This is a genomic window from Microbacterium sp. AG238, from assembly GCF_003610405.1.
In the GTDB taxonomy this organism is placed as follows: Bacteria; Actinomycetota; Actinomycetes; order Actinomycetales; family Microbacteriaceae; genus Microbacterium.
The window spans coordinates 479,216-501,804 of the sequence record NZ_RAQC01000001.1; the positions used below are offsets into that span (position 1 = coordinate 479,216).

At 69.4% G+C, this 22,589-nt stretch carries 22 protein-coding genes and 2 tRNA genes; 8 read left to right on the forward strand and 16 right to left on the reverse strand.

Annotated features, from left to right (window positions below):
- Nucleotides 1-32 precede the first annotated feature (32 nt).
- Nucleotides 33-1,106 (reverse strand): TerC family protein, encoded by a 1,074-nt coding sequence (locus DEU36_RS02235; protein WP_120262736.1) that lies wholly within the window; start codon nt 1,104-1,106, stop codon nt 33-35.
- 116 nt (nt 1,107-1,222) lie between these two features.
- Here DEU36_RS02235 and DEU36_RS02240 point away from each other — a divergent pair, with 116 nt between their 5' ends.
- Together DEU36_RS02240 and DEU36_RS02245 are read left to right on the forward strand one after the other, a co-directional pair.
- The gene (locus DEU36_RS02240) at nt 1,223-1,783 is read left to right on the forward strand and encodes an RNA polymerase sigma factor (RefSeq protein ID WP_120262737.1); all 561 of its coding nucleotides are present in this window, start codon (nt 1,223-1,225) and stop codon (nt 1,781-1,783) included.
- A complete protein-coding gene (locus DEU36_RS02245; RefSeq protein ID WP_120262738.1) occupies nt 1,780-2,898 on the forward strand; it encodes a DUF4349 domain-containing protein in 1,119 nt (372 codons plus the stop codon). The genes DEU36_RS02240 and DEU36_RS02245 overlap by 4 nt, the downstream gene beginning before the upstream one ends.
- A gap of 68 nt (nt 2,899-2,966) precedes the next feature.
- Here the strand turns inward: DEU36_RS02245 and DEU36_RS02250 are convergent.
- A tRNA-Glu gene (locus DEU36_RS02250) sits at nt 2,967-3,042 on the reverse strand.
- A gap of 121 nt (nt 3,043-3,163) precedes the next feature.
- Between DEU36_RS02250 and DEU36_RS02255 the strand changes: the two genes are divergently transcribed.
- A complete protein-coding gene (locus DEU36_RS02255) occupies nt 3,164-3,802 on the forward strand; it encodes an MBL fold metallo-hydrolase (RefSeq protein WP_120262739.1) in 639 nt (212 codons plus the stop codon).
- Between the two features lie 61 nt (nt 3,803-3,863).
- On the opposite strand, the gene DEU36_RS02260 is transcribed toward DEU36_RS02255, so the two are convergent.
- The 5 genes from DEU36_RS02260 to DEU36_RS02280 form a co-directional block, all read right to left on the reverse strand.
- Entirely contained in the window at nt 3,864-4,133 is a 270-nt protein-coding gene (locus tag DEU36_RS02260) for an HPr family phosphocarrier protein (protein ID WP_023951028.1), read from the reverse strand.
- A gap of 12 nt (nt 4,134-4,145) precedes the next feature.
- On the reverse strand, nt 4,146-6,230 hold the full coding sequence (locus tag DEU36_RS02265) for a fructose-specific PTS transporter subunit EIIC (protein ID WP_120262740.1): 2,085 nt from the start codon (nt 6,228-6,230) through the stop codon (nt 4,146-4,148).
- Nucleotides 6,231-6,267: 37 nt separating this feature from the next.
- A complete protein-coding gene (locus DEU36_RS02270) occupies nt 6,268-7,218 on the reverse strand; it encodes a 1-phosphofructokinase family hexose kinase (protein WP_120264315.1) in 951 nt (316 codons plus the stop codon).
- The gene (locus DEU36_RS02275) at nt 7,215-7,991 is read right to left on the reverse strand and encodes a DeoR/GlpR family DNA-binding transcription regulator (RefSeq protein WP_120262741.1); all 777 of its coding nucleotides are present in this window, start codon (nt 7,989-7,991) and stop codon (nt 7,215-7,217) included. Before DEU36_RS02275 ends, DEU36_RS02270 begins: the two co-directional genes overlap by 4 nt.
- 145 nt (nt 7,992-8,136) lie before the next feature.
- Complete coding sequence (locus DEU36_RS02280) at nt 8,137-8,910, reverse strand: hypothetical protein (RefSeq protein WP_120262742.1); 774 nt, start codon at nt 8,908-8,910, stop codon at nt 8,137-8,139.
- Nucleotides 8,911-9,036: 126 nt separating this feature from the next.
- Here DEU36_RS02280 and DEU36_RS02285 point away from each other — a divergent pair, with 126 nt between their 5' ends.
- The 3 genes from DEU36_RS02285 to DEU36_RS02295 all read left to right on the forward strand — a co-directional run bounded on the left by DEU36_RS02285 (nt 9,037) and on the right by DEU36_RS02295 (nt 13,040).
- Nucleotides 9,037-11,049 (forward strand): DUF262 domain-containing protein, encoded by a 2,013-nt coding sequence (locus tag DEU36_RS02285; RefSeq protein ID WP_120262743.1) that lies wholly within the window; start codon nt 9,037-9,039, stop codon nt 11,047-11,049.
- A gap of 303 nt (nt 11,050-11,352) precedes the next feature.
- A complete protein-coding gene (locus DEU36_RS02290) occupies nt 11,353-12,834 on the forward strand; it encodes an SDR family NAD(P)-dependent oxidoreductase (RefSeq protein ID WP_259455182.1) in 1,482 nt (493 codons plus the stop codon).
- Complete coding sequence (locus DEU36_RS02295) at nt 12,828-13,040, forward strand: hypothetical protein (RefSeq protein WP_120262745.1); 213 nt, start codon at nt 12,828-12,830, stop codon at nt 13,038-13,040. The genes DEU36_RS02290 and DEU36_RS02295 overlap by 7 nt, the downstream gene beginning before the upstream one ends.
- Nucleotides 13,041-13,158: 118 nt before the next feature.
- Here the strand turns inward: DEU36_RS02295 and DEU36_RS02300 are convergent, their stop codons facing one another.
- The 3 genes from DEU36_RS02300 to DEU36_RS02310 are packed head-to-tail and all read right to left on the reverse strand — an operon-like array spanning nt 13,159 to nt 15,060.
- Nucleotides 13,159-14,211: an alcohol dehydrogenase catalytic domain-containing protein gene (locus DEU36_RS02300; protein WP_120262746.1), complete on the reverse strand. Its 1,053-nt coding sequence runs from the start codon at nt 14,209-14,211 to the stop codon at nt 13,159-13,161.
- A 25-nt stretch (nt 14,212-14,236) separates the two neighbouring features.
- Nucleotides 14,237-14,785: a TetR/AcrR family transcriptional regulator gene (locus tag DEU36_RS02305; RefSeq protein WP_120262747.1), complete on the reverse strand. Its 549-nt coding sequence runs from the start codon at nt 14,783-14,785 to the stop codon at nt 14,237-14,239.
- Between the two features lie 23 nt (nt 14,786-14,808).
- The gene (locus tag DEU36_RS02310) at nt 14,809-15,060 is read right to left on the reverse strand and encodes a hypothetical protein (protein ID WP_120262748.1); all 252 of its coding nucleotides are present in this window, start codon (nt 15,058-15,060) and stop codon (nt 14,809-14,811) included.
- Nucleotides 15,061-15,116: 56 nt separating this feature from the next.
- Here DEU36_RS02310 and DEU36_RS02315 point away from each other — a divergent pair, with 56 nt between their 5' ends.
- The gene (locus tag DEU36_RS02315; protein WP_120262749.1) at nt 15,117-16,451 is read left to right on the forward strand and encodes an MFS transporter; all 1,335 of its coding nucleotides are present in this window, start codon (nt 15,117-15,119) and stop codon (nt 16,449-16,451) included.
- A 57-nt stretch (nt 16,452-16,508) separates the two neighbouring features.
- Here DEU36_RS02315 and DEU36_RS02320 read toward each other — a convergent pair.
- The 3 genes from DEU36_RS02320 to DEU36_RS02330 all read right to left on the reverse strand — a co-directional run bounded on the left by DEU36_RS02320 (nt 16,509) and on the right by DEU36_RS02330 (nt 19,145).
- A tRNA-Gln gene (locus DEU36_RS02320) sits at nt 16,509-16,580 on the reverse strand.
- An 83-nt stretch (nt 16,581-16,663) separates the two neighbouring features.
- Entirely contained in the window at nt 16,664-18,178 is a 1,515-nt protein-coding gene (gene gltX / locus DEU36_RS02325) for a glutamate--tRNA ligase (RefSeq protein ID WP_120262750.1), read from the reverse strand.
- 10 nt (nt 18,179-18,188) lie between these two features.
- Nucleotides 18,189-19,145: a LysR family transcriptional regulator gene (locus tag DEU36_RS02330; protein ID WP_183045266.1), complete on the reverse strand. Its 957-nt coding sequence runs from the start codon at nt 19,143-19,145 to the stop codon at nt 18,189-18,191.
- 80 nt (nt 19,146-19,225) lie between these two features.
- Between DEU36_RS02330 and DEU36_RS02335 the strand changes: the two genes are divergently transcribed.
- Nucleotides 19,226-20,275 (forward strand): aminotransferase class V-fold PLP-dependent enzyme, encoded by a 1,050-nt coding sequence (locus DEU36_RS02335; RefSeq protein WP_120262752.1) that lies wholly within the window; start codon nt 19,226-19,228, stop codon nt 20,273-20,275.
- A gap of 29 nt (nt 20,276-20,304) precedes the next feature.
- On the opposite strand, the gene DEU36_RS16080 is transcribed toward DEU36_RS02335, so the two are convergent.
- From DEU36_RS16080 to DEU36_RS02345, 3 genes are all read right to left on the reverse strand, one after another.
- Nucleotides 20,305-20,481, reverse strand: coding sequence for a hypothetical protein (locus tag DEU36_RS16080; protein WP_183045267.1), 177 nt, complete (start codon nt 20,479-20,481; stop codon nt 20,305-20,307).
- 61 nt (nt 20,482-20,542) lie between these two features.
- On the reverse strand, nt 20,543-21,832 hold the full coding sequence (locus tag DEU36_RS02340; protein WP_120262753.1) for an MFS transporter: 1,290 nt from the start codon (nt 21,830-21,832) through the stop codon (nt 20,543-20,545).
- Nucleotides 21,825-22,589, reverse strand: a complete 765-nt coding sequence (locus DEU36_RS02345) for a fumarylacetoacetate hydrolase family protein (RefSeq protein ID WP_120262754.1) — start codon at nt 22,587-22,589, stop codon at nt 21,825-21,827. Before DEU36_RS02345 ends, DEU36_RS02340 begins: the two co-directional genes overlap by 8 nt.

Sequence of the window (22,589 nt, forward strand, 5' to 3'; positions counted from 1 at the left end):
AGAATACCACCGGGTGCGGCGGCGACGTCCGGTCACGGGCGCTCGTCCTCGCGCGCATCGGGCTGCTCGACCGTCGGGGGCGTGCCCTGCTCGCCGGCCACCGCGGCAGCTGCTTCGGTGGGGCCGGCGGCGCGGGCATCGCGACGGGCGGCGATGAGGCTCGCGACGGTTGCGACGAGCATGGCGCCGACGATGACCCCGAGCGACACCCAGGTCGAGATCTCCGGCGCCCAGGCGATCCCCTCGCCGCCGTTGATGAACGCGAGCTCGTTCTCGTGCATGGCGTGGAGGATGAGCTTCACGCCGATGAAGGCGAGGATGAACGCGATGCCGTAGTGCAGATACTTGAGCCGGTCGAGCAGATCGCCGAGCAGGAAGTAGAGCTGGCGCAAGCCCATGAGCGCGAAGATGTTCGCCGTGAACACGAGGAACGGATCCTGCGTGATGCCGAAGATCGCGGGGATCGAGTCGAGGGCGAACAGCAGGTCGGTGACGCCGATGGCCACGAACACGATGATCATCGGGGTGAACATCCGCTTGCCGTTGACGACCGTGCGGACCTTGGGCCCGTCGTACTCGTCGGAGATGTCGACCGTGCGCCGGATGATGCGGACGAGGAAGCTCTCCTTCTTCACGTCGTCGTCGTGATCGCCCTCGGGCAGCGCCTGCTTGATCGCGGTGTAGATGAGGAAGGCGCCGAAGATGTAGAACACCCAGCTGAACTGCTCGATGATCGCCGCGCCCGCGAGGATGAAGAGCCCCCGCAGCACCAGAGCGATGATGATGCCCACCATCAGCACCTTTTGCTGGTACCGCCGCGGAACCGAGAACTGGCTCATGATCAGCACGAAGACGAACAGGTTGTCGATCGACAGGCTGTACTCCGTCAGCCATCCTGCGACGAACTGTCCGGCATGCTCGACGTCGGCGACCGCCCAGAGGATGCCGGCGAACACCAGCGCGAGGGCGACGTAGAACAGCACCCACAGCGTCGATTCCTTCGGCGACGGGATGTGGGGCCGCTTGACGATGATGAGCAGGTCGGCGACGAGCACGAGAACCAGAATGACGAGCGCGATGATCTGGAACGGCACGGGGAGGTCCATGCGAGCCTTTCGGGGAGGAAGCCTCCCGAGACTACACCCCGGCTCCCCCGTGGCCCGGGTGTGAGACGGTCTGCGACGACGTGACACTGATGGGGTGAGGGAAGGGACTCGGACGCATGGTCGACACGATCACACGCGGTGATGCCGAACTCGTCGAGGCGGCGGCATCCGGAAGCGAGCACGCCTTCCGGACGCTCTACCGCGCCTACGTGCGGCCGGTGTACTGGCTCGCACACGGCCTGCTCGGCGATCCCGCGGAGGCGGAGGACGCGACTCAAGAGACGTTCCTCGTGGCCTGGCGGAAGCTTCCCGATCTCGAGCTGGCGGGCGAGTCCCTTCTGCCGTGGCTCGTCACCATCTGCCGATTCCAGAGCGCGAACCGCATCCGTCGACGGCAACGTGAACGCCGCCACACGACCGACACGGATGCCGCTGACGTCGCGGACACGGTCGACGTCGAGCGACAGGTCGCGCAGAGCGATCTGGTCGAACGCATCCTCACCGCCGTCGGATCTCTCAGCCCGCTCGATCAGGACATCTTCCGGCTCTGCGCCGCAGAGGGATTCGCCTATCAAGCGGCCGCCGACCAGCTCGGCGTCAGCCACGGGACGGTCCGGAACCGCCTCTCCCGCATTCGCACATTCGTCCGCTCGAGCGTTGAACCGGAGCAGTCATGAACGATCTTCCCGCCCTCGACGACCGCCGTATCGATGAGATCGAGGCAGCCCTGTTCGCGGACATCGCTCGCGAACGTGCCGAGGGGCGCGCCCGCGACGACGTGTCCGCGGCCCGGCGTCGGCGTCGCCGCCGCACCTGGTGGGGAGCGTCAGGAGCGGCAGCGGCCGTCATCGTCGTAGCCGCCGCGATCGCTCCGCAGCTGACGAGCAGCAGCGGCGGGGCGTCCTCCGTCGCTCCGGCCACCGCGCCCGACACGATGTTCGGCGCACCGGAGAACGGTGACATGTCGCGAGACGCCGGCGGTTCGGCGCCGCAGGCGGAACCCTTCGCGCTGGACGGGCCGGCCGACGAAGGCGTGACCTCCGGAACGGTGTCGGACTCCCCCGCCGGGCGCGACGTCGTCGCCACCGCATCCGCGACCGTGGTCGTCGCCGACCCCCGCGCCGCGGCGGAGTCGATCGGCGCGGCCGCCGTCGCGACGGGCGGCTACGTCGAGTCCATGAGCCTCGGCGGCACGCCGACGGGGGCGTTGCCGTACGCGGATGACCGCGCGGTGTGGCCGGCTGCCTCCGGGTCGGCCTGGGTGTCGGTGCGTGTGCCCGCCGCGAGCCTCGAAGACGCCGTCGCCGGACTCTCGGACGTGGGTGAGGTCGAGACCTCTCAGGTCTCACGCGATGACGTCACGACCCAGACCACCGACCTGCGTGCTCGAGTGGCTGCGGGGCAGGCGTCGGTCGAGAGGCTGACGGAGCTGATGGGCGAAGCCGGATCGGTCGCCGACCTCATCGCGGCGGAGTCCGCACTCGCGGAGCGACAGGCCGATCTCGATTCGCTGCAGCAGCAGCTCACCGCGCTCGAGTCGCAGGTCGCCCTCTCGTCGCTCACCGTTCAGCTGCAGGCGCCCGCCGAGAAGGTGGATGCCGATCCCGCGGGCTTCGGCGACGGGCTTGCGACGGGGTGGAACGGCCTCATCGCGACGTTCAACGGAATCATCGTGGCGCTCGGATTCCTGCTGCCGTGGCTCGTCGTGATCGGACTCACCGCCGCGCTGATCTGGCTCGTCGTCTCGACCACGCGTCGGCGCCGCGCGCGACGTAACTCGACCGCCGACTGACCTCGCGGGCCCGGGCGCTACTTCCCGAAAATGCGAAACGCCCATCCGAGTGGACGGGCGTTTCGTGTTGGTGACCCCAGCGGGATTCGAACCCGCGTTACCGCCGTGAGAGGGCGGCGTACTAGGCCGCTATACGATGGGGCCGTACTTTTTCGTCTTCTCCGGGGCTCCGGAGGCAACCGTTAAAGTATGCCACGGCCCCGCGCATCCGGCAAAATCGGGGCCCCCATTGCCCTCTCGGGCGTGTCGGGCGTTGACTGAGAGCATGCATGTCACCAAGCACGAACACGCCTGCCTGCGCCTCGAGCGTGACGGCAAGACCCTGATCATCGACCCCGGCACCTTCACGTCACCCCTCGACGGTCTGAATGATGTCGTGGCCGTCGTCATCACGCACGAGCACCCCGACCACTGGACGTCGCAGCACCTGTCGAGCATCCTCGAGCAGTTCCCGAACATCCCGGTCTACGGCCCGGAGGGCGTCGTGCGGGCTGCGGCCGGATTCGACATCCGCGAGGTCTCCCCCGGCGACAAGCTCGAGGCGGGTCCGTTCAGTCTCGAGTTCTTCGGCGGGCACCACGCGGTGATCCACGAGTCGATCCCCGTGATCGACAACGTCGGCGTCCTCGTCGACGACGAGTTCTACTATCCGGGCGATTCGTACGCCGTGCCCAAGGGGGCGAAGGTGAAGCTCCTGGCGGCACCCGTCGGCGCCCCGTGGCTGAAGATCGGCGATGCGATGGACTTCGTGCTCGAGGTCAAGCCCCGGCGGGTGTTCGCAACCCACGACATGACGCTGTCGCCGGCGGGCCTGTCGATGGGCCGCGAGCGGCTGACGTGGGCGGCACAGCAGGACGGCGGCGAGTTCGTCGCGCTCGACCCGGGCGACTCCATCGACATCTGACCGGTGAGACGACGGATGCCGTGGACCAGAAGGTCCACGGCATCCGTGTGTTCTGAGCGGATCAGGCCGCGTCGTGGTCGATCTCGAGGAAGGCGACGAGCTCGTCGAGCGCCTTCTCGGCACCCTCACCCTCGGCCTTGAGCGTCACGACCGAGCCCTGCGAGGCGCCCAGACCCATGATGCTCAGGATGCTGCCCGCGTTCAGGTCGGGGCCGCCCTCGACGGCGATCGTGACGGGGACGCCCTTCGACTGCACCTCCTGCACGAAGAGCTTCGCGGGGCGGGCGTGCAGTCCGGAGCTGCTCGCGATGGTGGCGGTGCGTTCTGCCATGGTGGTGTCTCCTCAGACTGTCGCGGTCGCCACGGCCGGGGCCGGGGCGGTGGAGCTCTTGCGGACGTACTTCTTGAGTACGACGAGCAACAGCGCAGAAACGACGGTACCCGCCAGAAGCGCGACGAAGAAACCCCACACCGGGGAGATCGCGAACAGCACGAACACGCCGCCGTGCGGCGCGAAGCTCTGGACGCCGAACCACATGCTGAGCGCGCCGGTGATCGCGCCGCCGACGAGGGAGGCCGGGATGACACGCAGCGGGTCGGCCGCCGCGAAGGGAATCGCACCCTCACTGATGAAAGAGGCGCCCAGCAGCCACGCCGCCTTGCCGTTCTCGCGCTCCACCGGGGTGAAGAGCGGACGGGCGAGCACGGTCGACGCGAGCGCCAGAGCCAGCGGCGGCACCATGCCGGCCGTCATGACGGCGGCCATGATGAGGTACGGCGCGGTGTTCTCCGTGGACGCGGCCGCGAGACCGGTCGTCGCGAAGACGTACGCGACCTTGTTGATCGGACCGCCGAGGTCGAAGCACATCATCAGTCCGAGGATCACGCCCACGACGATGAGGCCCGCACCGCTCTGCGTGAGCGAGGTGAGACCGTCGGTGAGCAGCGCCATCAGAGCCGCGATGGGACGACCGAGGAACAGGACCATCAGCCCCGAGGCGACGATCGAACCGAGCAGCGGGATGATGACCACGGGCATGAGACCCCGCAGCCAGCGCGGCGCGGGGAGACGTCCCAGCCACCAGGCCACGAAGCCCGCCAGGAAACCGCCGATGATGCCGCCGATGAAGCCGGCGTTCATCGTGACGGCGATCGCACCCGCGACGAACCCGGGAGCGATGCCCGGGCGGTCGGCGATCGCGTAGGCGATGTAACCCGCCAGTGCGGCCACCAGGAAGCCCATGGATGTCGAGCCGATCATGAACGCCACCGACCCGAGGTATTGGCCGAGCGGGCCGAACGGCGAGGTGATGTCGGTCGTGGGCAGGTTCCACAGCGCGTTGTCGATGATGACCTTCGACGCGTTTGCCGTGACCTCGTAGCCGCCGAGCGCGAACCCGAGGGCGATCAGCAGGCCGCCGCCGGCGACGAAGGGGATCATGTAGCTGACGCCCGTGAGCAGGATGCGCTGGATCTTCGCGCCCCACGACAGGTTCTGCGTCGCAGCCGCGCTCGTGCCGGAGCCGGCATCCGCTGCGGCCCCGCTGACGCGGGCGGCGTTCGGGTTCGATGCCGCGGCGACGGCCTCGCGGATCATCTGGGCGGGCTGCTCGATGCCGCGCTTCACGCCCGAGCGGATGACCGGCTTGCCGGCGAACCGCGAGATCTCGCGGACGTCGACGTCGGTGGCGAAGATCACCGCGTCGGCGTTGTCGATGACCGAGGCTGGCAGTGCCTGGTACCCGCTCGATCCCTGCGGCTCGACGACGAGGTCGACCCCGGCCTCCTTGCCCGCCGCCGTGAGGGCGTCGGCGGCCATGAACGTGTGCGCGATGCCCGTGGCGCAGGACGTGACCGCGACGATGCGCGCGGGGCGACCGTCGATCGTGAGGTCGTCTGCGGGCGCGCCGGGCGCGGCGGCCGGAGTCGACGCCGCAGACGACGCCGTCGCCGTGGCAGCCGACGCGGGAGCGTCGCCTTCGCCGATCGCGGCGCGGACCGTGCGCACGACGTCGTCCGCGGTCGCTGCCGCACGAAGATCGCTCGTGAACGCGTCCTGCATCAGGCTGCGTGCGAGGCGCGACAGCACCGCGAGGTGCTCCTCGGCGGCATCCGCGGGCGCCGCGATGAGGAACACGAGATCAGCGGGACCGTCAGGCGCCCCGAAAGCGACGCCGGGCTTCAGGCGGGCGAACGCGAGCGAGGCCTGCGTGACGGCGGCGCTCTTGGCGTGCGGGATCGCGATGCCGCCGGGGAGCCCGGTCTCGTCCTTATCCTCGCGAGCGATCGCATCGTTCGCGAGGGCGTCGGCGTCCGTGGCGCGGCCCTGCGCTGCGACGAGGCGAGCGAGAGCGCGGATCACGTCCTTCTTGTCGGTCCCGAGGGGCGCGTCGAGGCTGACGAGCTCCGGGGTGATGGTGTCGGACACGGTGTCCTCCTGGTTCGAGTGGTGCGGGTCGTTCGGATCAGTGATGGAGCACGCGGACGGGGATGTCCGCGGTGGGGAGATCGGCGGGAGTCGGCGCCTGCGTGCCGTCGAGCGCCGCGGCAGCGGAGCCGTAACGGATGCCGGACACGAGAGCCGCGGCGGCATCGGCGCCACGCGAGTCGGCGAGAAGGAAGCCCGCGAGCGAGCTGTCGCCGGCTCCGACCGTGCTGCGCACACGAGTGGGAGGCGGCGAGGCCGCCCACGCGCCGTGCTCGGAGACGAAGACAGCTCCGTCGCCGCCGAGCGTGATGAGGGCCGCCCCCACCGTCGCGGGCACGAGCTCGCGCGATGCGATGTGGACGGCATCGGCGAGGTGCTCGGCGGCTGGCAGTGCCGCACCGAGCAGGTCGGCGAGCTCCTCGTCGTTGGGCTTGATGAGATCGGGACGCCCGTCCGCGACGACCGCGCGCAGCGCGGCACCCGAGGTGTCCACCGCCACCCGGGGTGCGTGCTCGCCGAGCCGGTCCCGCACCGCGCGGATGACCCGAACATAGGTGTCGTCAGGCAGCCCCGGCGCGAGAGAGCCGGCGAGGACGAGCCATTGCGCGCCTCGCGCGGACTCGGCGACCACCTCGATCACGTGATCGAGATCGCCCTCGCTCAAGGCCACACCGGGAAGGTTGATCTTCGTCGTCTCGCCGGTGGGATCCGTGACCGCGATGTTCGCGCGGGTGCGTCCCCGCACGGGCACGGTGCGGACATCGACATCGGCGGCCGCGAGCGCGGCGGCGAACGGGTCGGCCGGGTCGAGCGGCAGCACCGCCAGACTTTCGGCTCCCGATGCCCGGAGGACACGGGCCACGTTGATGCCCTTGCCACCGGCGTCTTCGCGCACGGCCGACGCGGTCTGCACCTCTCCGACGCGGAGCGCAGCGTCGATCGAGATCGTCCGGTCGAGCGACGGATGCACCGTCAGGGTCACGATCATGCGGTCCATACCTCCACGTCGGCCTCGCGCAGGGCGAGAGCGAGATCGTCCTCGGGCTCACGGTCGGTCACGATGACGTCGAGCTCCGACAGGTCGGCGAACGACACGAGCAGCTCGGCGTCGAACTTGTCGGCGTCGGCGAGCACGATCACGCGGCGCGCACCCGCCACGATCGCTCGCTTCACGGCGGCTTCGTCGGGGTCGGGCGTCGTCAGCCCCGCACCTCGGGCGATGCCGTTGGTGCCGATCAGGGCCACGTCGGGGCGCAGCCGCGTGATCGCGGAGACAGCGTCCGACCCGACGGCGGCCGCGGTGAGGCCCCGGACACGCCCGCCGATCGCGGTGAGGCCGATGCCGCTCGCGCCGGCGAGCGAATGCGCGATCGTCATCGAATGGGTGACGACCTCGAGCCCCCTCGGTGCGCTGCCGTCGACCAGTGCCGCGGCGAACGACGCCGTGGTGGTGCCGGCATCGATGTAGATCGACCCGGCCCCGGCCGGAAGCGCTGACAGAGCGCGGCGGGCGATTCGTTCTTTCGCAGCCGAATGGCGCTGCGAGCGTTCGGCGACCGAGGGCTCGGCGGTGCTGACGCGCTCAGCGGAGACCGCGCCTCCGTGCACGCGACGCAGAACCCCCGCTTCTTCGAGGGCCGCGAGGTCTCGGCGAACGGTCTCGGTCGTGACGTCGAAGCGCGATGCGAGGTCGACCACGGCCACGCGACCGTTCGCGACGAGCATTCGTTCGATGAGCTGTTGGCGCTCCATTGCGTACACGACATCCTCCTTCGGATGCCCACACGTTACAACGCAATCAAACCCAAAGCAACAAAAAGCAACACGGTCTTTGGTCCCGCATCTGTACCGATGAAAAGGGAGGCGCCGGCCGTAGCCGACGCCTCCCCTACCGCGAGCCCGAGACTCAGGCCTCGCTCATCGCGATGACCTCCTGCTGACCGCGTGCCGCGAGGGCGGCGGCGCGAGCGGCGATACGGCGCTCCTGCTCGATCTGACCGGCATCGAGGATCTCCTGGTCGACCGGGTAGCTCTCCACCTTGTTCACGCCGTTGTACTTGGCGATGTAGGCGTCGAGCTCGGGGCCGGACTCCCACGACGTGATGAGGCAGTAGCGCGGCTCGTCACCGTAGTGAGCGGCGGCGTGCCACAGGCGCTGGGTGTCGACGATGAGCTGTGCGCCGGCGGGGAGAGCGATGCGCGTCTCCTCGCTGGGGTCGGTGCGGTTCTCACGCAGCACGAAGTAGCTCGTCTTGTCGTCCGTCAGGTTGAAGAAGCCGCGGACGACCCAACCCGTGCCATCGGGGTTGAGGCGGTTGTTGTCGTCCTGGTGCAGGTTGTAGAGGCAGTCGGCATACGTGTTCGGCTGCAGCTCGATGATGCGGCAGCGGCCGACGTTCGCGCCGGGCTCCTGCGCACGCGCGGTCAGCGTCGGCGCGATCGCGGTCTGCGAATCGATCCAGACACCGTCCTTGTCGGTGCGCGGCGGCTTGTGGTTCCAGAAACCGTTGCACTCGATCTCACCCTTGGCCGAGGCCAGCGGGGCGAAGCGGGTGTCTCCGGAGGACTTCCAGTCGACGTACTCGACGTCGAGCCATTCCTTCGGATCGATCTCCTTGTTGTAGCGGTCGAGGACGACGTAGCCGGTCTCCTCGAGGGCAGCGGACTTGATGTAACCCATGACGGATCATGACCTTTCTGTCGGACAAGCGAAGTTTTTACAGGCCCGACTTAGGTCAGCCTACCTAGGGCTCCTGAGCGCGCCGGTAGACTCGTCCGGGGTTTTCGAGGAGCGATTTCGGAGAACATGAGCACTGCCACGAATGTCGAAGCGACCGCCGTCAACACGATCGGCTGGCTCTCGGCATCCGAGACCACCATCGTCGTGCCGGTCTATCAGCGTCAGTACCGCTGGGACATCGGCGGTTGCGAGCAGCTGCTCGGCGACATCCGATCGGTCTCGGCCTCGGATGACGCTCACACCCACTTCATCGGATCGATCCTCTCCACCGCGAGCACCTCGACCGACGACGATGCCCAGCTCGTGCTCATCGACGGGCAGCAGCGGATCACGACGCTGATGCTGCTGGTGGCAGCCCTGCATCACACGCTGCGCGACGACGATCCCGGCCTCGCGCGAGAGCTGGAGGCCGTGCTCGTGCGAGCGGACGACCCGTCGCGCACCAAGCTCCGACCCCACCGTGCGTGGGCCGACGTCTTCGAGAGTGTCGTCCTCGATCGGCGCGGGCCCGAGGACGAGCAGCGCGCCTCGCGTTTCGACGACAACTACGCGTTCTTCCGCAGCCAGATCCGCCCAGGCGAGGCCGCCACGCTGTGGCGTGGCCTGCAGAAGCTCGAACACGTCTCGATCACCCTGGGCGCGCAGGCCAACGCGCAGCAGATCTTCGAGAGCCTGAACTCCACCGGTGAGCCGCTGCGCGACCACGAGCTGATCCACAACTACGTGCTCATGGGACTCACCCACACCGAGCAGAACGAGATCGAGCAGGAGTACTGGCTTCCGATCGAGCGGAACACCGGCGACGCGATCGGGTCGTTCTGGAATCACTACCTGGTCATGCTCACCGGTCGCGAGGTGCTCATCACCGGCGGACGCGGCGTCTACGACGTGTTCCGTCAGCAGTTCCCGCGGCTCGACATCGACAGCCTGCGCGAGCACGCGACGAGCTGGCGCACCTTCTCGGAGATCTATCGCGAGCTCCTCGACCCGGCCACGAGCGACGACCCGGACGTCGGCCGTCAGCTCGGCTACCTCGCGGTTCTCGGCCGCCAGATGTTCCCCCTCGCGATGCGGCTCGTCCACGACCAGCGCGCCGGCATCCTGCCCCGCGACGAGCTGATCGCCCGCCTCGAAGACATCCAGTCGCTCCTGCTGCGCCGTGTCGTCGTCGGCATCGCGACCGAGCGGCTCGTCGCACGCCTCTGCCGCGCCTACGCCGAGGGCCCTGATGCCCTCACCCGAGCGATCGCGCGCATCACCCCCTCAGACGAGCGCGTGCGCGTGGGCCTCAAGTACAGCGACCTCCCCCACCCGCGTTACGTGCTGGGCCGGCTCGCCGGCGTCGATCCCGCCGACCTCCTCGACGTGTCGCCCGTCTTCCCTGCCGGCGCCGGTGACGACTGGTCGGGAGATGGCACGCGGCGCTTCACCGACTACAGCGAGGACGAGCAGAACAGCCACCGCGCGCTGGCTCACACCATCGGCAATCTGACGCTGCTCGAGCAGGATCGGTCCGAGCGCGCGCTCGACGCCACCTTCCCGCAGCTGCGCCCGGTCCTGGCGGGTAGCGCGGTGGAGATGTCGCGCGAGATCGCCGAGCACCCGCGCTGGGACACCGCGGCGATCGGAGCACGCACGGAAGAGCTCGCTGCGCGCTTCGTCGACCTCTGGCGACGCCCGCCGGTGACGGGAATCGACGACGACAACCTCACGCCGATCCTCGACGCGAAGCTGCGCCGGGGCTGGCCGCGCGGCTGGCAGCGAGAGTTCGACTACGTCGAGTTCCGCGGCGAGCACTGGGAGGTCCCCGACGTCCGCTACCTGTTCAACCGCGTCTTCAAGCGCCTGTGGGTGGATTCCCGGCAGAGCGTGATCGACTTCAGCGCCCGCCGGGGCGGCCCCGTGTACCCGGCGATGGCCTGGAACGGCCAGTGGGACGAGCTCGGCGAAGGCAGCTACCTCTACATGGGATGGGACTCGCGCTACATGCTCACCGCGGTCCAGGGTGTCCTCGAGGAGGCCGGCTGGGCGTCGGAGGTCTTCCTGAAGTACTCCTATATCGGCGACGCGATGCGCTGATCGCCTACCAGAGCCCGAGGTGCGACGTCAACAACCCCGACAGGCGGCCTCCGACCGCGTAGCTTCACTCTTGTACGTGAGCGGTTCGGTAGAGACGGTGTTCGGGTCACTTTCTCCCAGGGCTCACTGACGGCCCCGCCGTGAGATTTCATCTCCGGCGGGGTCGTCCCCTTTTCACCGAGGCATCGGCAGCGGATGGCGCGCACTTCGCGGCATCCGCTGCTGTTCAAGCTGCGCCCGACGGACGAAGGTGCGCCACAACCTCCACCGGAGTCGCTCAGGCCCGGTGTCGTAGAATTCCGTGTGCTTCCCGACACGATCTCCCCCGCTTCCGTCGCGCCCAGCGGCATCGACCCGGCCGACCTCGCCGCGACGCTCCGCGTCCTGGAGCAGCTCGCCGACATCGATCATGCCCACCCGGATTACGTCACGGTGCGCCGCGCGACCGCCGCGATGTTCAAGGCGGCGAAGAAGGTGCGGCGCCGCGAGATCCGGGATGCCGTCGCCTCCGCCGACCGCGCCGTGGTGCACGCCACCGCGACGGGTGCTCCCGACCGCATCGACGACGAGACCCGCGGCATCCCGATCTCGTCGTCGACGACCGCTCCGGTCGCGGGCACGCTCATCAAGGCGCGCGCCTGCTACATCTGCAAGCAGCCGTACACGCTCGTGGACGCCTTCTACCACCAGCTCTGCCCGGACTGCGCGGCCCTCAGCCACGCGAAGCGCGATGCTCGCACCGATCTCACCGGGCGCCGAGCGCTGCTCACGGGCGGCCGCGCGAAGATCGGGATGTACATCGCGCTGAGACTGCTGCGCGACGGCGCGCACACGACCATCACGACCCGCTTTCCGCGCGACGCGGTGCGCCGGTTCACGAGCCTGCCCGACTCGTCGGACTGGATCCACCGGCTCAAGGTCGTCGGGATCGACCTGCGCGACCCCGCCCAGGTCGTCGGACTCGCGGATGACGTCGCCGCGGCCGGCCCGCTCGACATCCTGATCAACAACGCGACCCAGACGGTGCGGCGCTCGCCCGGTGCCTACCAGCCCCTCGTCGACGCCGAGCTCTCGCCCCTGCCGGACGGGCCGTTGCCCGAGCTCATCACTTTCGGACACACCAACGACATGCATCCGCAGGCGCTCGAGCGGTCGGTCAACGCGCACCCGATCCTCGCCGCCGCGGCCTCCCGTGCCGACGAGCTGACCGAGCAGGCGATGGCCGCGGGATCGAGCTCGCTCGACCGGCTCGCCGCGGGCACGGCGATCGACGCCGGGGGCCTCATCCCCGACCTCGACAGCGTCAACTCGTGGACGCAGCGCGTCGGCGACGTCGACCCGCTCGAGATGCTCGAGGTGCAGCTCGCCAACACGACGGCACCCTTCCTGCTCGTGTCGAAACTGCGCGCGTCGCTCGCGGCCAGCCCGGCCCGCCGCACCTACGTCGTGAACGTGAGCGCGATGGAGGGCGTGTTCAACCGCGGCTACAAGGGACCGGGACACCCGCACACGAACATGGCCAAAGCCGCCGTGAACATGCTCACGCGCACGAGCGCGCGCGAGATGTTCGAGACCGACGGCATCCTCATGACCAGCGTCGACACCGGCTGGATCACCGACGAGCGCCCGCACCCGACCAAGGTGCGGCTCGCGGAAGAGGGCTTCCACGCCCCGCTCGACCTCGTCGACGGCGCCGCGCGCGTCTACGACCCCATCGTCCGCGGCGAGGCCGGCGAAGACCTCTTCGGCGTCTTCCTCAAGGACTACTCCCCCGGCGCATGGTGAGACTTCCCGTGCCGGGCAACCGAGTGGTCGTCCGCTACCTGCTGCCCACGGGACAAGCCACGGATGCGCTCGGCGAGCTGCTGAGCGCGGACGACGAGCTTGTCGTCGTCGACGGCAAACGCGGGGTCGAACGTATCCGTCGCTCGGACATCATCGCGGCGAAGCCCGTTCCCCCGCCTCCGGCGCCGAGGCCGCGCCGCACCTGACGTTCGTCGCGGCTGACGCGCTCGGCAGCACAGCGAGCGTGCGAAAGCCCGCGATCCGACATTCGGAATCGCGGGCTTTCGCGTCGGGCGTCAGACGTCAGGCGTCAGGCGTCAGGCGTCAGGCGTCAGACCGCACCAGGATCTTTGCGCCGGCACCGCCGCGGAGCTTCTCGATGGCTCCCACGACGCCGTCGATCGGCACCTCCTCGACCCAACCGGTCGTGTCGTACACGCCGCGCGACATCGCGTCGATGACGGCATCGAAGTCAGCCGGAAGGTAGGCCAGCGCACCGGCGATCTCAGTCTCGGCCATCACGAGCTGCGTCGGCGAGAACTCCATGGCGCGCTCGTGAATGGCGACGACGACCAAGCGTCCGCCGGGTACCAGGCTCGCCAGGCCCGACGTGATGGCGGGTCCCGCTCCCGCGGCGTCGAACGCGACGTCGGCTCCGCGACCGCCGGTGAGCTCGGCGACCGCGGCGGCCAAGTCACCCGAGACCGGGTCGACCACGGTCGCGCCGAGGGCGGCGATCGTCTCACGCCGCGCGGCGCTGGGCTCCGAAACGAGGACCTTCTCGACACCGTGGGCCTTGAGAGCGAACCAGACACCGATACCGATCGGGCCGGCCCCCGCGACGATCGCCGTCTGTCCGGACGTCACATGCGATCGCTCGACAGCATGCCAGGCGACCGCCATCGGCTCGACGAGCGCGCCCATGCGGAGGTCGACGTTCTCGGGGAGCTTGTGCAGCATCAAGGCCGGAACCGTCGTGTACTCCGCCATCCCGCCGCCGTGCGAGCTGAGCCCGTGGAAGCCGATCTTCTGGCAGGCGTTGAACATGCCCTTCTCGCACGCGGGGCACTCGCCGCAGTAGTAGACCGGCCAGACGGCGGCGCGGTCGCCGACGGAGACTCCCTCGACGCCCTCACCGACCTCGACGACGGTTCCCGCGAACTCGTGTCCGAGGATCTGCGGAAGCTGAGCGCCCGTCACCGGGTGCGGCTCGTCCAGGGTGAGGCCCGCGGCCTCAGGCGCGTAGTACACGTGCAGGTCCGACCCGCAGATCCCCGCGAAGGCGTTCTTGAGCTTCACCTGCCCAGCCTCCACGGTCGGTTCTTCGACGTTCTCCACGCGGAGGTCTTCCTTCGCGTGGAACACTGCTGCCTTCATCGTGATCTCCTCTCGTTCGGCTGCGTCACCGCAGCCACCATTCCGGCGATGCGGCGAGGATCGCCCTCGTCGCCCACGCCACGTCATCGGCACCCGAGCGCAGCCAAGCCTCGATCGCCGCGACCGTCCCACCCGCCGCGTACGCCACAGCGATCTCTCGCGACGGCAGATCATCGATCGCAGGCGGCTCGATTTCGGGATGCCGTGCGAGCCATTCCTCGAGGCCTGCGGCGATGACCCGTTCGAGCACGGCACGGATCGGAGCAGCGAGCGAGGGATGCAGAGCCCCGCGATAGACGTCGGCGCGCTGCTTCACGTGCTGGAGCAGAAGTCCTTCGGCGGTCGACAGCGAATCGAGCTCGCCGACATCCGAGAGCACGTCCGCCAGCTCGACACTCAACGCGTCGGCGACGAGCGAGACGGGCGCGTCGGCATGGCGGTAGAAGGTGTCGCGGGTGACACCTGCGGTACGGCAGATCTCCGACACCGACAGGTCGGTGAGCGGGCGCACAGCGGCCAGATCGAGCGCGGCGCGACGCAGCGCCTCTCGGCTGCGCATCGACCGCGGGTCCATGACCTCAGCTTATCCGACACCTGTCAGACAGCGGGCGGCTCCGTACCTGACTCCGCCTCGCTGTCGCCATCGGCCCCCTCGCCCGCCGGCTCCGACGGGACCGGAAGCGGAATCGTGATCGACGCGATGCCGCCCCCGCCGAGGAGATCGCCCGCGGGATCGGCGGGTGGCGGCTCGTCGGGCAGCAACTCCGCGTTCGACGTGCGGCGTACAGGCTCAGACGGCAGACCTGCCCACTCGCTCGGTTCCTCCGGTCGCTGCATGAAGAGTCCCATACGCCCATTGTCACTCCACCGCATGCCGCTCGCGGCCGCACGGCCGTCGTCTTGCGATGATCGTTCCGGCCCGTCGCGCCGCCCGCCGCTCAGCCGAACTCGGCGGCGCCCCCAACGACATCCGAAGCCCGAGAGAACCCGACGTGCAGATCCCCCGCCCCGGTGGCGCCTCGCCGCGCGCCGCGCGCACCCCGGTGCTGCTCGCGACGCAGTTCCTGTTCAACACCGGCTTCTACGCCGTCGTGCCATTCCTCGCCCTCGTCCTCACCGAAGACTTCGGTGTCGCGGCCACCACCGTCGGACTCATCCTCGGGGTCCGCACGTTCGCCCAGCAGGGGATGTTCCTCGTCGGCGGCGTGCTCGCCGACAGGATGGGCGCGCGTCGAGTCATCCTCCTCGGCTGCGGCGTCCGGGTCGCCGGGTTCACGACGCTCGCGGCGTCCCTGACCCTGGAGTCGCCCCAGCTCGTGCTCTTCGTCACCGGGACCGTCCTCACCGGCCTCGGCGGGGCTCTCTTCTCTCCGGGGCTCAACGTGCTCCTCGCGGATGCCGAGCGTCGGCGCCCCGCCTCGGGCGCTGCCACACGCGCGTCGCTCTTCGCCTGGCTCAGCATCACCGGCGAGCTCGGCGCCGTCACGGGTCCTGTCGTCGGCGCCGCCCTCCTCGGCTGGGGGTTCGAGACGGTCGCCCTGTTCGGGGCCGCCTTCTTCGTCCTGATCGGGTTGTTCCTCGCCGTCTCGCTGCCCGTCGTCCGACGCGAACCCACGTCGGAGGCCACCACGACACCCACGGGCCACTGGTGGTCGCTGCGCGATCGGCGCTTCGTCGGCTTCTCGGCCGCGCACGCCGCGGACCTGCTCGCCTACAACCAGCTCTATCTCGCGCTGCCGTTGCAGCTCGCGACGACGGAACACCCGGCGACCGCGACCGCCGGGATGTTCGCGTGGGTATCGATCCTGACGCTGACGCTGCAGATCCCCGTCGCGCGCTGGTCGGCGCGCGTCGGGGCTTCTGTCGCCCTCCGCATCGGCTATGTCCTGTCTGCCGCCGGCTTCGCTGTCGTGGCGCTGGGAGCACTGGCACCCGCCGCGGATGCTGTACGCGTCACGATCGTCGTCGCGGCGGCGTCCCTCGTCGTGGCCGGCCACATGACGACCAACCCGACCGCACTCTCACTCGTCCCCCGCTTCGCGGACGACCACCCGACAGGGTCGTTCTTCGGTTTGCTCGCCACCTGTGGGGGCGTCGCGGTGTTGATCGGCAACCTCATCGTCGGAGCCCTGCTCGCGATGCCGGGGCTTCCGGTCACGGCGTGGCTCTTCCTGGCCACCCCGCTGATCGCCGCCGCAATCGTGGCGCCCCGGCTGGCACAGTCGAACCCGCGTCGCTGATCGCGGCCGCCGCGGAACCAACAGAAAAGCCCCGCCGAAGCGGGGCTTTTCTCAAAGCTGGGGTACCTGGACTCGAACCAAGAACAACGGTACCAGAAACCGCCGTGTTGCCAATTACACCATACCCCATGGTCGGTTTGACCTCAGTCGCACCGAGGAATAACTCTACCTGACGGAGAGGATGCGGCCAAACCGAGTGCCGCCCGGGCGCGTCAGCCGACGCGCTGCACCAGCGCGTCGAGCCGGCGGATGGTCTCAGCCTTGCCGAGCAGCTCCATCGACTCGAACAAAGGCGGCGACACGCGACGTCCACTGAGGGCGACGCGAAGCGGGCCGTAAGCGACACGCGGCTTGAGACCCAGTCCCTCGATCAGCGCGGGCGCGAGCGCCTCCTGCACCGCCGCCGCGGTGAAGCCCTGCTCGGGAACCAGCTCGAGGGCGCCGACAGACGCGACGAGCACCTCGCCCGCGTTGGCGGGAAGACCCGACAGCGCGTCGTCCTCGTATGCGACCTCGGACCGGAAGAGGAAGCCGAGCAGGCCGGGCGCATCGCCCAGCAGCTGCATCCGCTCCTGCACGAGCGGCGCCGCCGCTTCGAGGATCTCGCGCTCCCCCGCCGTGGGCGGGTTCTGGATCAGCCCGGCGCCGGCGAGGTAGGGCACGAGGCGCTCGGCGAAGTCGTCGGGTGCGAGCATCCGCACGTGGTCGCCGTTGATCGACTCGGCCTTCTTCTGATCGAAGCGGGCCGGGTTCGGGTTCACATCGGCGATGTCGAACGCGGCGATGAGCTCGTCACGCGTGAAGACGTCGCGGTCGGGCGCGATCGACCAGCCGAGGAGCGACAGGTAGTTCAGGAGCCCCTCGTGGATGAAGCCCCTCTCTCGCTGCAGGAAGAGGTCGGCCTTCGGGTCACGCTTCGACAGCTTCTTGTTGCCGGTGTCGCCGAGGACGAGGGGCATGTGCCCGAAGCGCGGGACGAAATCGGTGACGCCCGCCTCGATCAGCGCCGCGTACAGCGCGAGCTGACGCGCCGTCGACGGCATGAGGTCCTCGCCGCGGAGGACGTGCGTGATGCCCATGAGCGCGTCGTCGACGGGGTTCACGAACGTGTAGAGCGGGATGCCGCCGGCCCGAACGATCACGAAGTCGGGGAACGATCCGGCGGGGAACGTGACCTCGCCTCGGATGAGGTCGACGAAGGTCAGGTCGTGGTCCGGCACCCGCAGACGCCACGCGGGCTCTCGCCCCTCGGCGCGGAACGCCGCCTTCTGCTCGTCGGTGAGACCGCGGTCGTAGTTGTCGTAGCCGAGCTGCTTCGCGCGTCCGTTCGCCTCGTTGCGGGCGTCGATCTCCTCTGCCGTCGAGTACGACTCGTACACGACACCGGCAGCGATGAGCTTGTCGAGCACCTCGCGATAGATCTCGTGACGCTGCGACTGGCGGTACGGGGCATGCGGGCCGCCCTTCTCGACACCCTCGTCCCAGTCGATCTCGAGCCACCGCAGGGCCTCGAGAAGCTGCTGGTAGCTCTCCTCGCTATCGCGCGCCGCGTCGGTGTCTTCGATGCGGAAGACCATCTTGCCGCCGTTGTGGCGCGCGTATGCCCAGTTGAACAGGGCCGTGCGGATCAGGCCGACGTGCGGCAAGCCGGTCGGCGAGGGGCAGAACCGCACGCGGACGTCGGTTCCGGAAGCGGTCGTGGTGGCGGGGTGAGGTGCGTTGGACATCCCCTCCAGCTTAGTTCGCGTGCGCATCCGTGTCGGTGAGCTCCGCGACGACGGCCCGGAGGTGGCCGAGCACGGAGGCCACCGCCGGCACGCGGCCCGCGCCACCCGCCGACACCGCGTGGATGGCGCGGCGTTCACTCGCCGGCAGCGGACGTGTGACCACACCCGGAAGGACCGGGAATGATGCGACCGCGAGCCCCGGGAGGGTCGCGACACCGATCCCCTGCGCGACGAGCTGCTCGACCGCGACGAAGTTGTCGGTCTCGAATCGGATCGCGGGGACGAACCCCGCTCGCCCGCACACCTCGAGCAGGTGCCCTCGGCAGCGGGGGCACCCGGCGATCCACGCCTCGTGCGCCAGCAGCGCGATCTCGATGGCGCCGGATCCGTGAGCGGCAGGGTGGTCGGCCGGCAGCACCGCCAGCAGATCGTCGTAGCCGATGAGCGCGGCGTCGAGACCGCGTGCGTTCTCGCCGTGCGGGTCGCTCCGATCGCCGGGATAGCCGAAGGTGAGGGCGATGTCGGCGCGGTCGGCGCGGACATCTGCGATCGCCTCGGGGGGCTCCGCCTCGACGTACGTCAGCGTCAGCCCGGGCTCCGCCTGGGCCAGCCGATCCATGAGCCGCGGCAACACCGTCGGCGAAGCAGAGGGAAAGCCGACCATGCGCACCGTTCCCGAACGCAACCCGGCGAGTTCGGCGAGCTCGCCGGAGGCGGCCTCGATGGCCGTCGCCACCGCCGCCGCGTGCCGGGCGATCACGCGACCGGCTTCAGTGAGCCGCATCCGCCGGCCGACACGCTCGACGACGGGCACCCCGAGACGCTGTTCGAGTCGCTTGACCTGCTGGCTCACGGCTGGCTGGCTGTAGCCCAGGGCCGACGCAGCCGCGGTGATCGACCCGCCGTCGGCGATGGCCCGCACGATGCGCAGCTCGGCGACATCGAGACGATAGTCCGGGATGCTCATGCGCAAAGATAACTCCCCATGATGCTTTACATGCAAATCCTGCCGTAGACCAATAGATCAGCGGGGCGCAGTCTGGATGCATGCAGACGACGACCCTCCTACCCGAGGAGCTTCACGCCGCATTCTCGGGGGCACGTGGCTACCTCGCCGCATGCAGCACGGGCCTGCCGACGCATGCGACGCGAGCGGCGGTCGTCGCCGATCTCGACGCCCGTCCCGACCTCGTTCATTACGCCGCCGTCACCGAGCGGTGCCGCAGTCATTTCGCACGCCTGGTGAACACCGCGCCCGAGCGCATCGCCATCGGATCGCAGACCTCGGTCATGGTCGGCATGATCGCGGCGTCCCTCCCCGATGGCGCGACCGTGCTCTGCCCCGAGGGCGAGTTCTCGTCGCTCGTGCTCCCGTTCGCGCACGCCGGTCGCGACATCCGAGTGCGCGCGGTTCCCCTGGCAGATCTCGCCAGGGCGATCACAGCGGATGTCGACCTCGTCGCGTTCTCGATCGTGCAGTCGGCCACCGGAGAGGTCGCCGACGCGACGGCGATCGTCGACGCGGCCCGGCGGAACAACGCTCGTACACTGTGCGACGCCACGCAGGCGGCGGGGTGGCTCCCCGTCGATGCAGAGATGTTCGATGCCCTTGTCTGCCACACCTACAAGTGGCTGTGCGCGCCTCGCGGCGTCGCGTTCCTCGTCGTCGGCGATGACTTCGCAGCGACACTCACGCCGCTCCATGCCGGCTGGTACGCCGGCGAGGATCCCTGGGCCGCGTGCTACGGCGTAGACGCGTCGCTCGCGCGCTCCGCGCGGCGCTTCGATGTGTCACCGGCCTGGCAGGCGATGGTGGGAGCAGAGCCCGCGCTGGCGATGTTCGCCGGCGCCGACGCCTCCGCCCTCCACACGCGAGTGACCGGCCTCGCTTCCGCCTTCCGCGAGCGACTCGGACTTCCCGAGCCCCTGCGAGCCACGCCCATCGTCACCTGGCCCGACCCCGCCGGCGCGGACCTCGCGCGACTGACGGCCGCCGGGGTCACCGCATCCGGTCGCCGTGGCAATGCCCGCCTCGCGTTCCACGTCTTCAATGACGAGAGCGACGTCGAGCTCGCCGTGGCCGCTCTCCTCGGCTGATCAGCCGGAGACGACGGCGCGCGCGAGCGTCACGCCGTCCGCGCCCAGCCGGTCACGGCGATCGCGTCGGCGATGTGAGGATCACCGGCGAACTCGATGCCGTCGGTGAAGAAGCTGATGATCACCAGCGCGAACATCAGCGCGATGGAGAGGAAGAGGATCGCACTCGCGACGAGGGCGATGATCAACTGTGCGCGGTGGCTCATGACTCCACGGTGCCAGCCTTCCGGCCCGCAGCAAAATGCTTGCCGTCGACAGGCGCGACGACTAGACGCCCGCCGAATCGTTCGCGCCGTCAGCGGAGCGCATCGACCGCCCCACGATGACGCCACCGATCGCGACCAGCGCGACGATGACGAGAGCCCACGTCGCCAGTCCCGCGTAGCCGATCAGCCCGAGCACGCCCCCGGCTGCGGCAGCGCCCGCTGCTCCCACGACGTTCATGACCGCGTCGCTGCGTCCTTGCCGGGTCGTCCGGCGCTCCGGTGACGACGCCTCGGTCAGCAGCGCCGATCCCGCCACGGTGGCCGCGCTCCAGCCGAGCCCGAGCAGAATGAGCGAGACCGTGACGGCGGCGGACGATTCCGCACCCAAAGCGGCTACGACGAGTGACGCGGCGAGCAGAGCCTGCCCGAGCAGCACCGTGGGCACGCGCCCGAGCCTGTCGGCGAGGATGCCGAAGACGGGCGAGAGCGCGTACATCCCGGCGATATGCAGGCTGATGGTCAGCCCGACGACTGACAGCTCGGCGCCGTGATGGACCAGATGAAGCGGCGTCATCGCCATCACCGACACCATGACCCCGTGAGAGCCGGCTATCGCGAGAATGGCGTAGCGCGCCGCGCGAGGCCGGTCAGGTCGAGACAGCGCCGTGGTCGAGGCGCCCGATCTCCCGGCGCTCGACTCGCGCGCGAGGAGCAGCGGGTCGGGCCGGAGAGCCAACAGGTAGAGGACGATGGCCAGCACCTGCGCGACCGCCGTGAACAGATACGGACCTGTCAGCGGGGGCATCCCCACGGCGCCGCCGAGCGCTTCGCCGGCACCGATCAGGTTCGGACCGAGCACCGCACCGATCGTGGTCGCCCAGACAACGATCGACAGGTCGCGCCCGCGTGTTCGATCGGTTGCCAGGTCGGTGGCGGCGAACCGCGACTGCAGATTGGCGGCCTGGCCCGCGCCGATCAAGGCGAAGGCGACGAGCAGGACCGGAAACAGCCCCGCCGCCGTACCCACGACGACGAGTGCCACGCCGACGAGCGCGAGAAGCATCCCGAGAGCAAGCGCCGGGCGCCTCCCCGAACGCGACGCGAGGGAGGCCAGCGGCACCGCGAGCAGGGCGGCACCGAGCGTCACCGCGGCGGTCGGGAGACCTGCCAGAGCCTCGTCGCCCGTGAGTCGCTCGGTGATGACAGCTCCGAGTGAGATGGTCGACCCGAAACCGATGCCGCCGAGCACCTGGCCCAGCGAGAGCACGACGAGCGCGCGGCGCCGCACGACCTCCCGTGGGACGCCGGCGGACGCCGCGCTCGGAGCAGGGGTGTCGACCGTGTCAGGCATCCCGGACGATGTTGCGCAGGATGCCGAGACCATCGATCTCGACCTCCACGACGTCGCCCGCGACGAGCGGGCCGACCCCGGCAGGTGTTCCCGTCAGGATGACGTCGCCCGGCAGCAGCGTGAACGCCGCCGAGGCGTAGGCGATGAGGTCGGCGATGCCGTGCACCATGTCCGTCAGCGGTGCACGCTGCTTCTCCTCCCCGTTCACGCGGGCCACGAGCTGGGCCTGCGACGGGTCGAAGTCGGTCTCGATCGCCGGCCCGAGCGGGCAGAACGTGTCGAAGCCCTTCGCCCGGGTCCACTGACCGTCGCTGCGCTGCAGATCGCGCGCTGTGACGTCGTTGGCGATCGAATAGCCGAACACATGGCTCAGCGCGTCGTCGACCGAGACATTGCGGGTGACCTTGCCGATGACGACGGCGAGCTCCCCCTCGAAGTCCACCTGCTGCGACTGCGTCGGGCGGACGATCGCGTCGCCCGGGCCGATGACGGAGGTGTTCGGCTTGAAGAACAGCAGCGGTTCGGCGGGAACCTCGTTCCCGAACTCGGCGGCGTGCTCCCGGTAGTTGCGGCCGACCGCGATGATCTTCGATCGCGGGATGACGGGTGCCAGGAGCACAGCGTCGCTCAGCGCCACGCGATCGCCCGTCGTGTCGTAGCCGGCGTACATCGGATCACCCGCGAGGGTCACCAGATCGGTGCCGTCGAGGATGCCGTAACGAATGGTCTCGTTGTGCGAGAAACGTACGATCTTCAT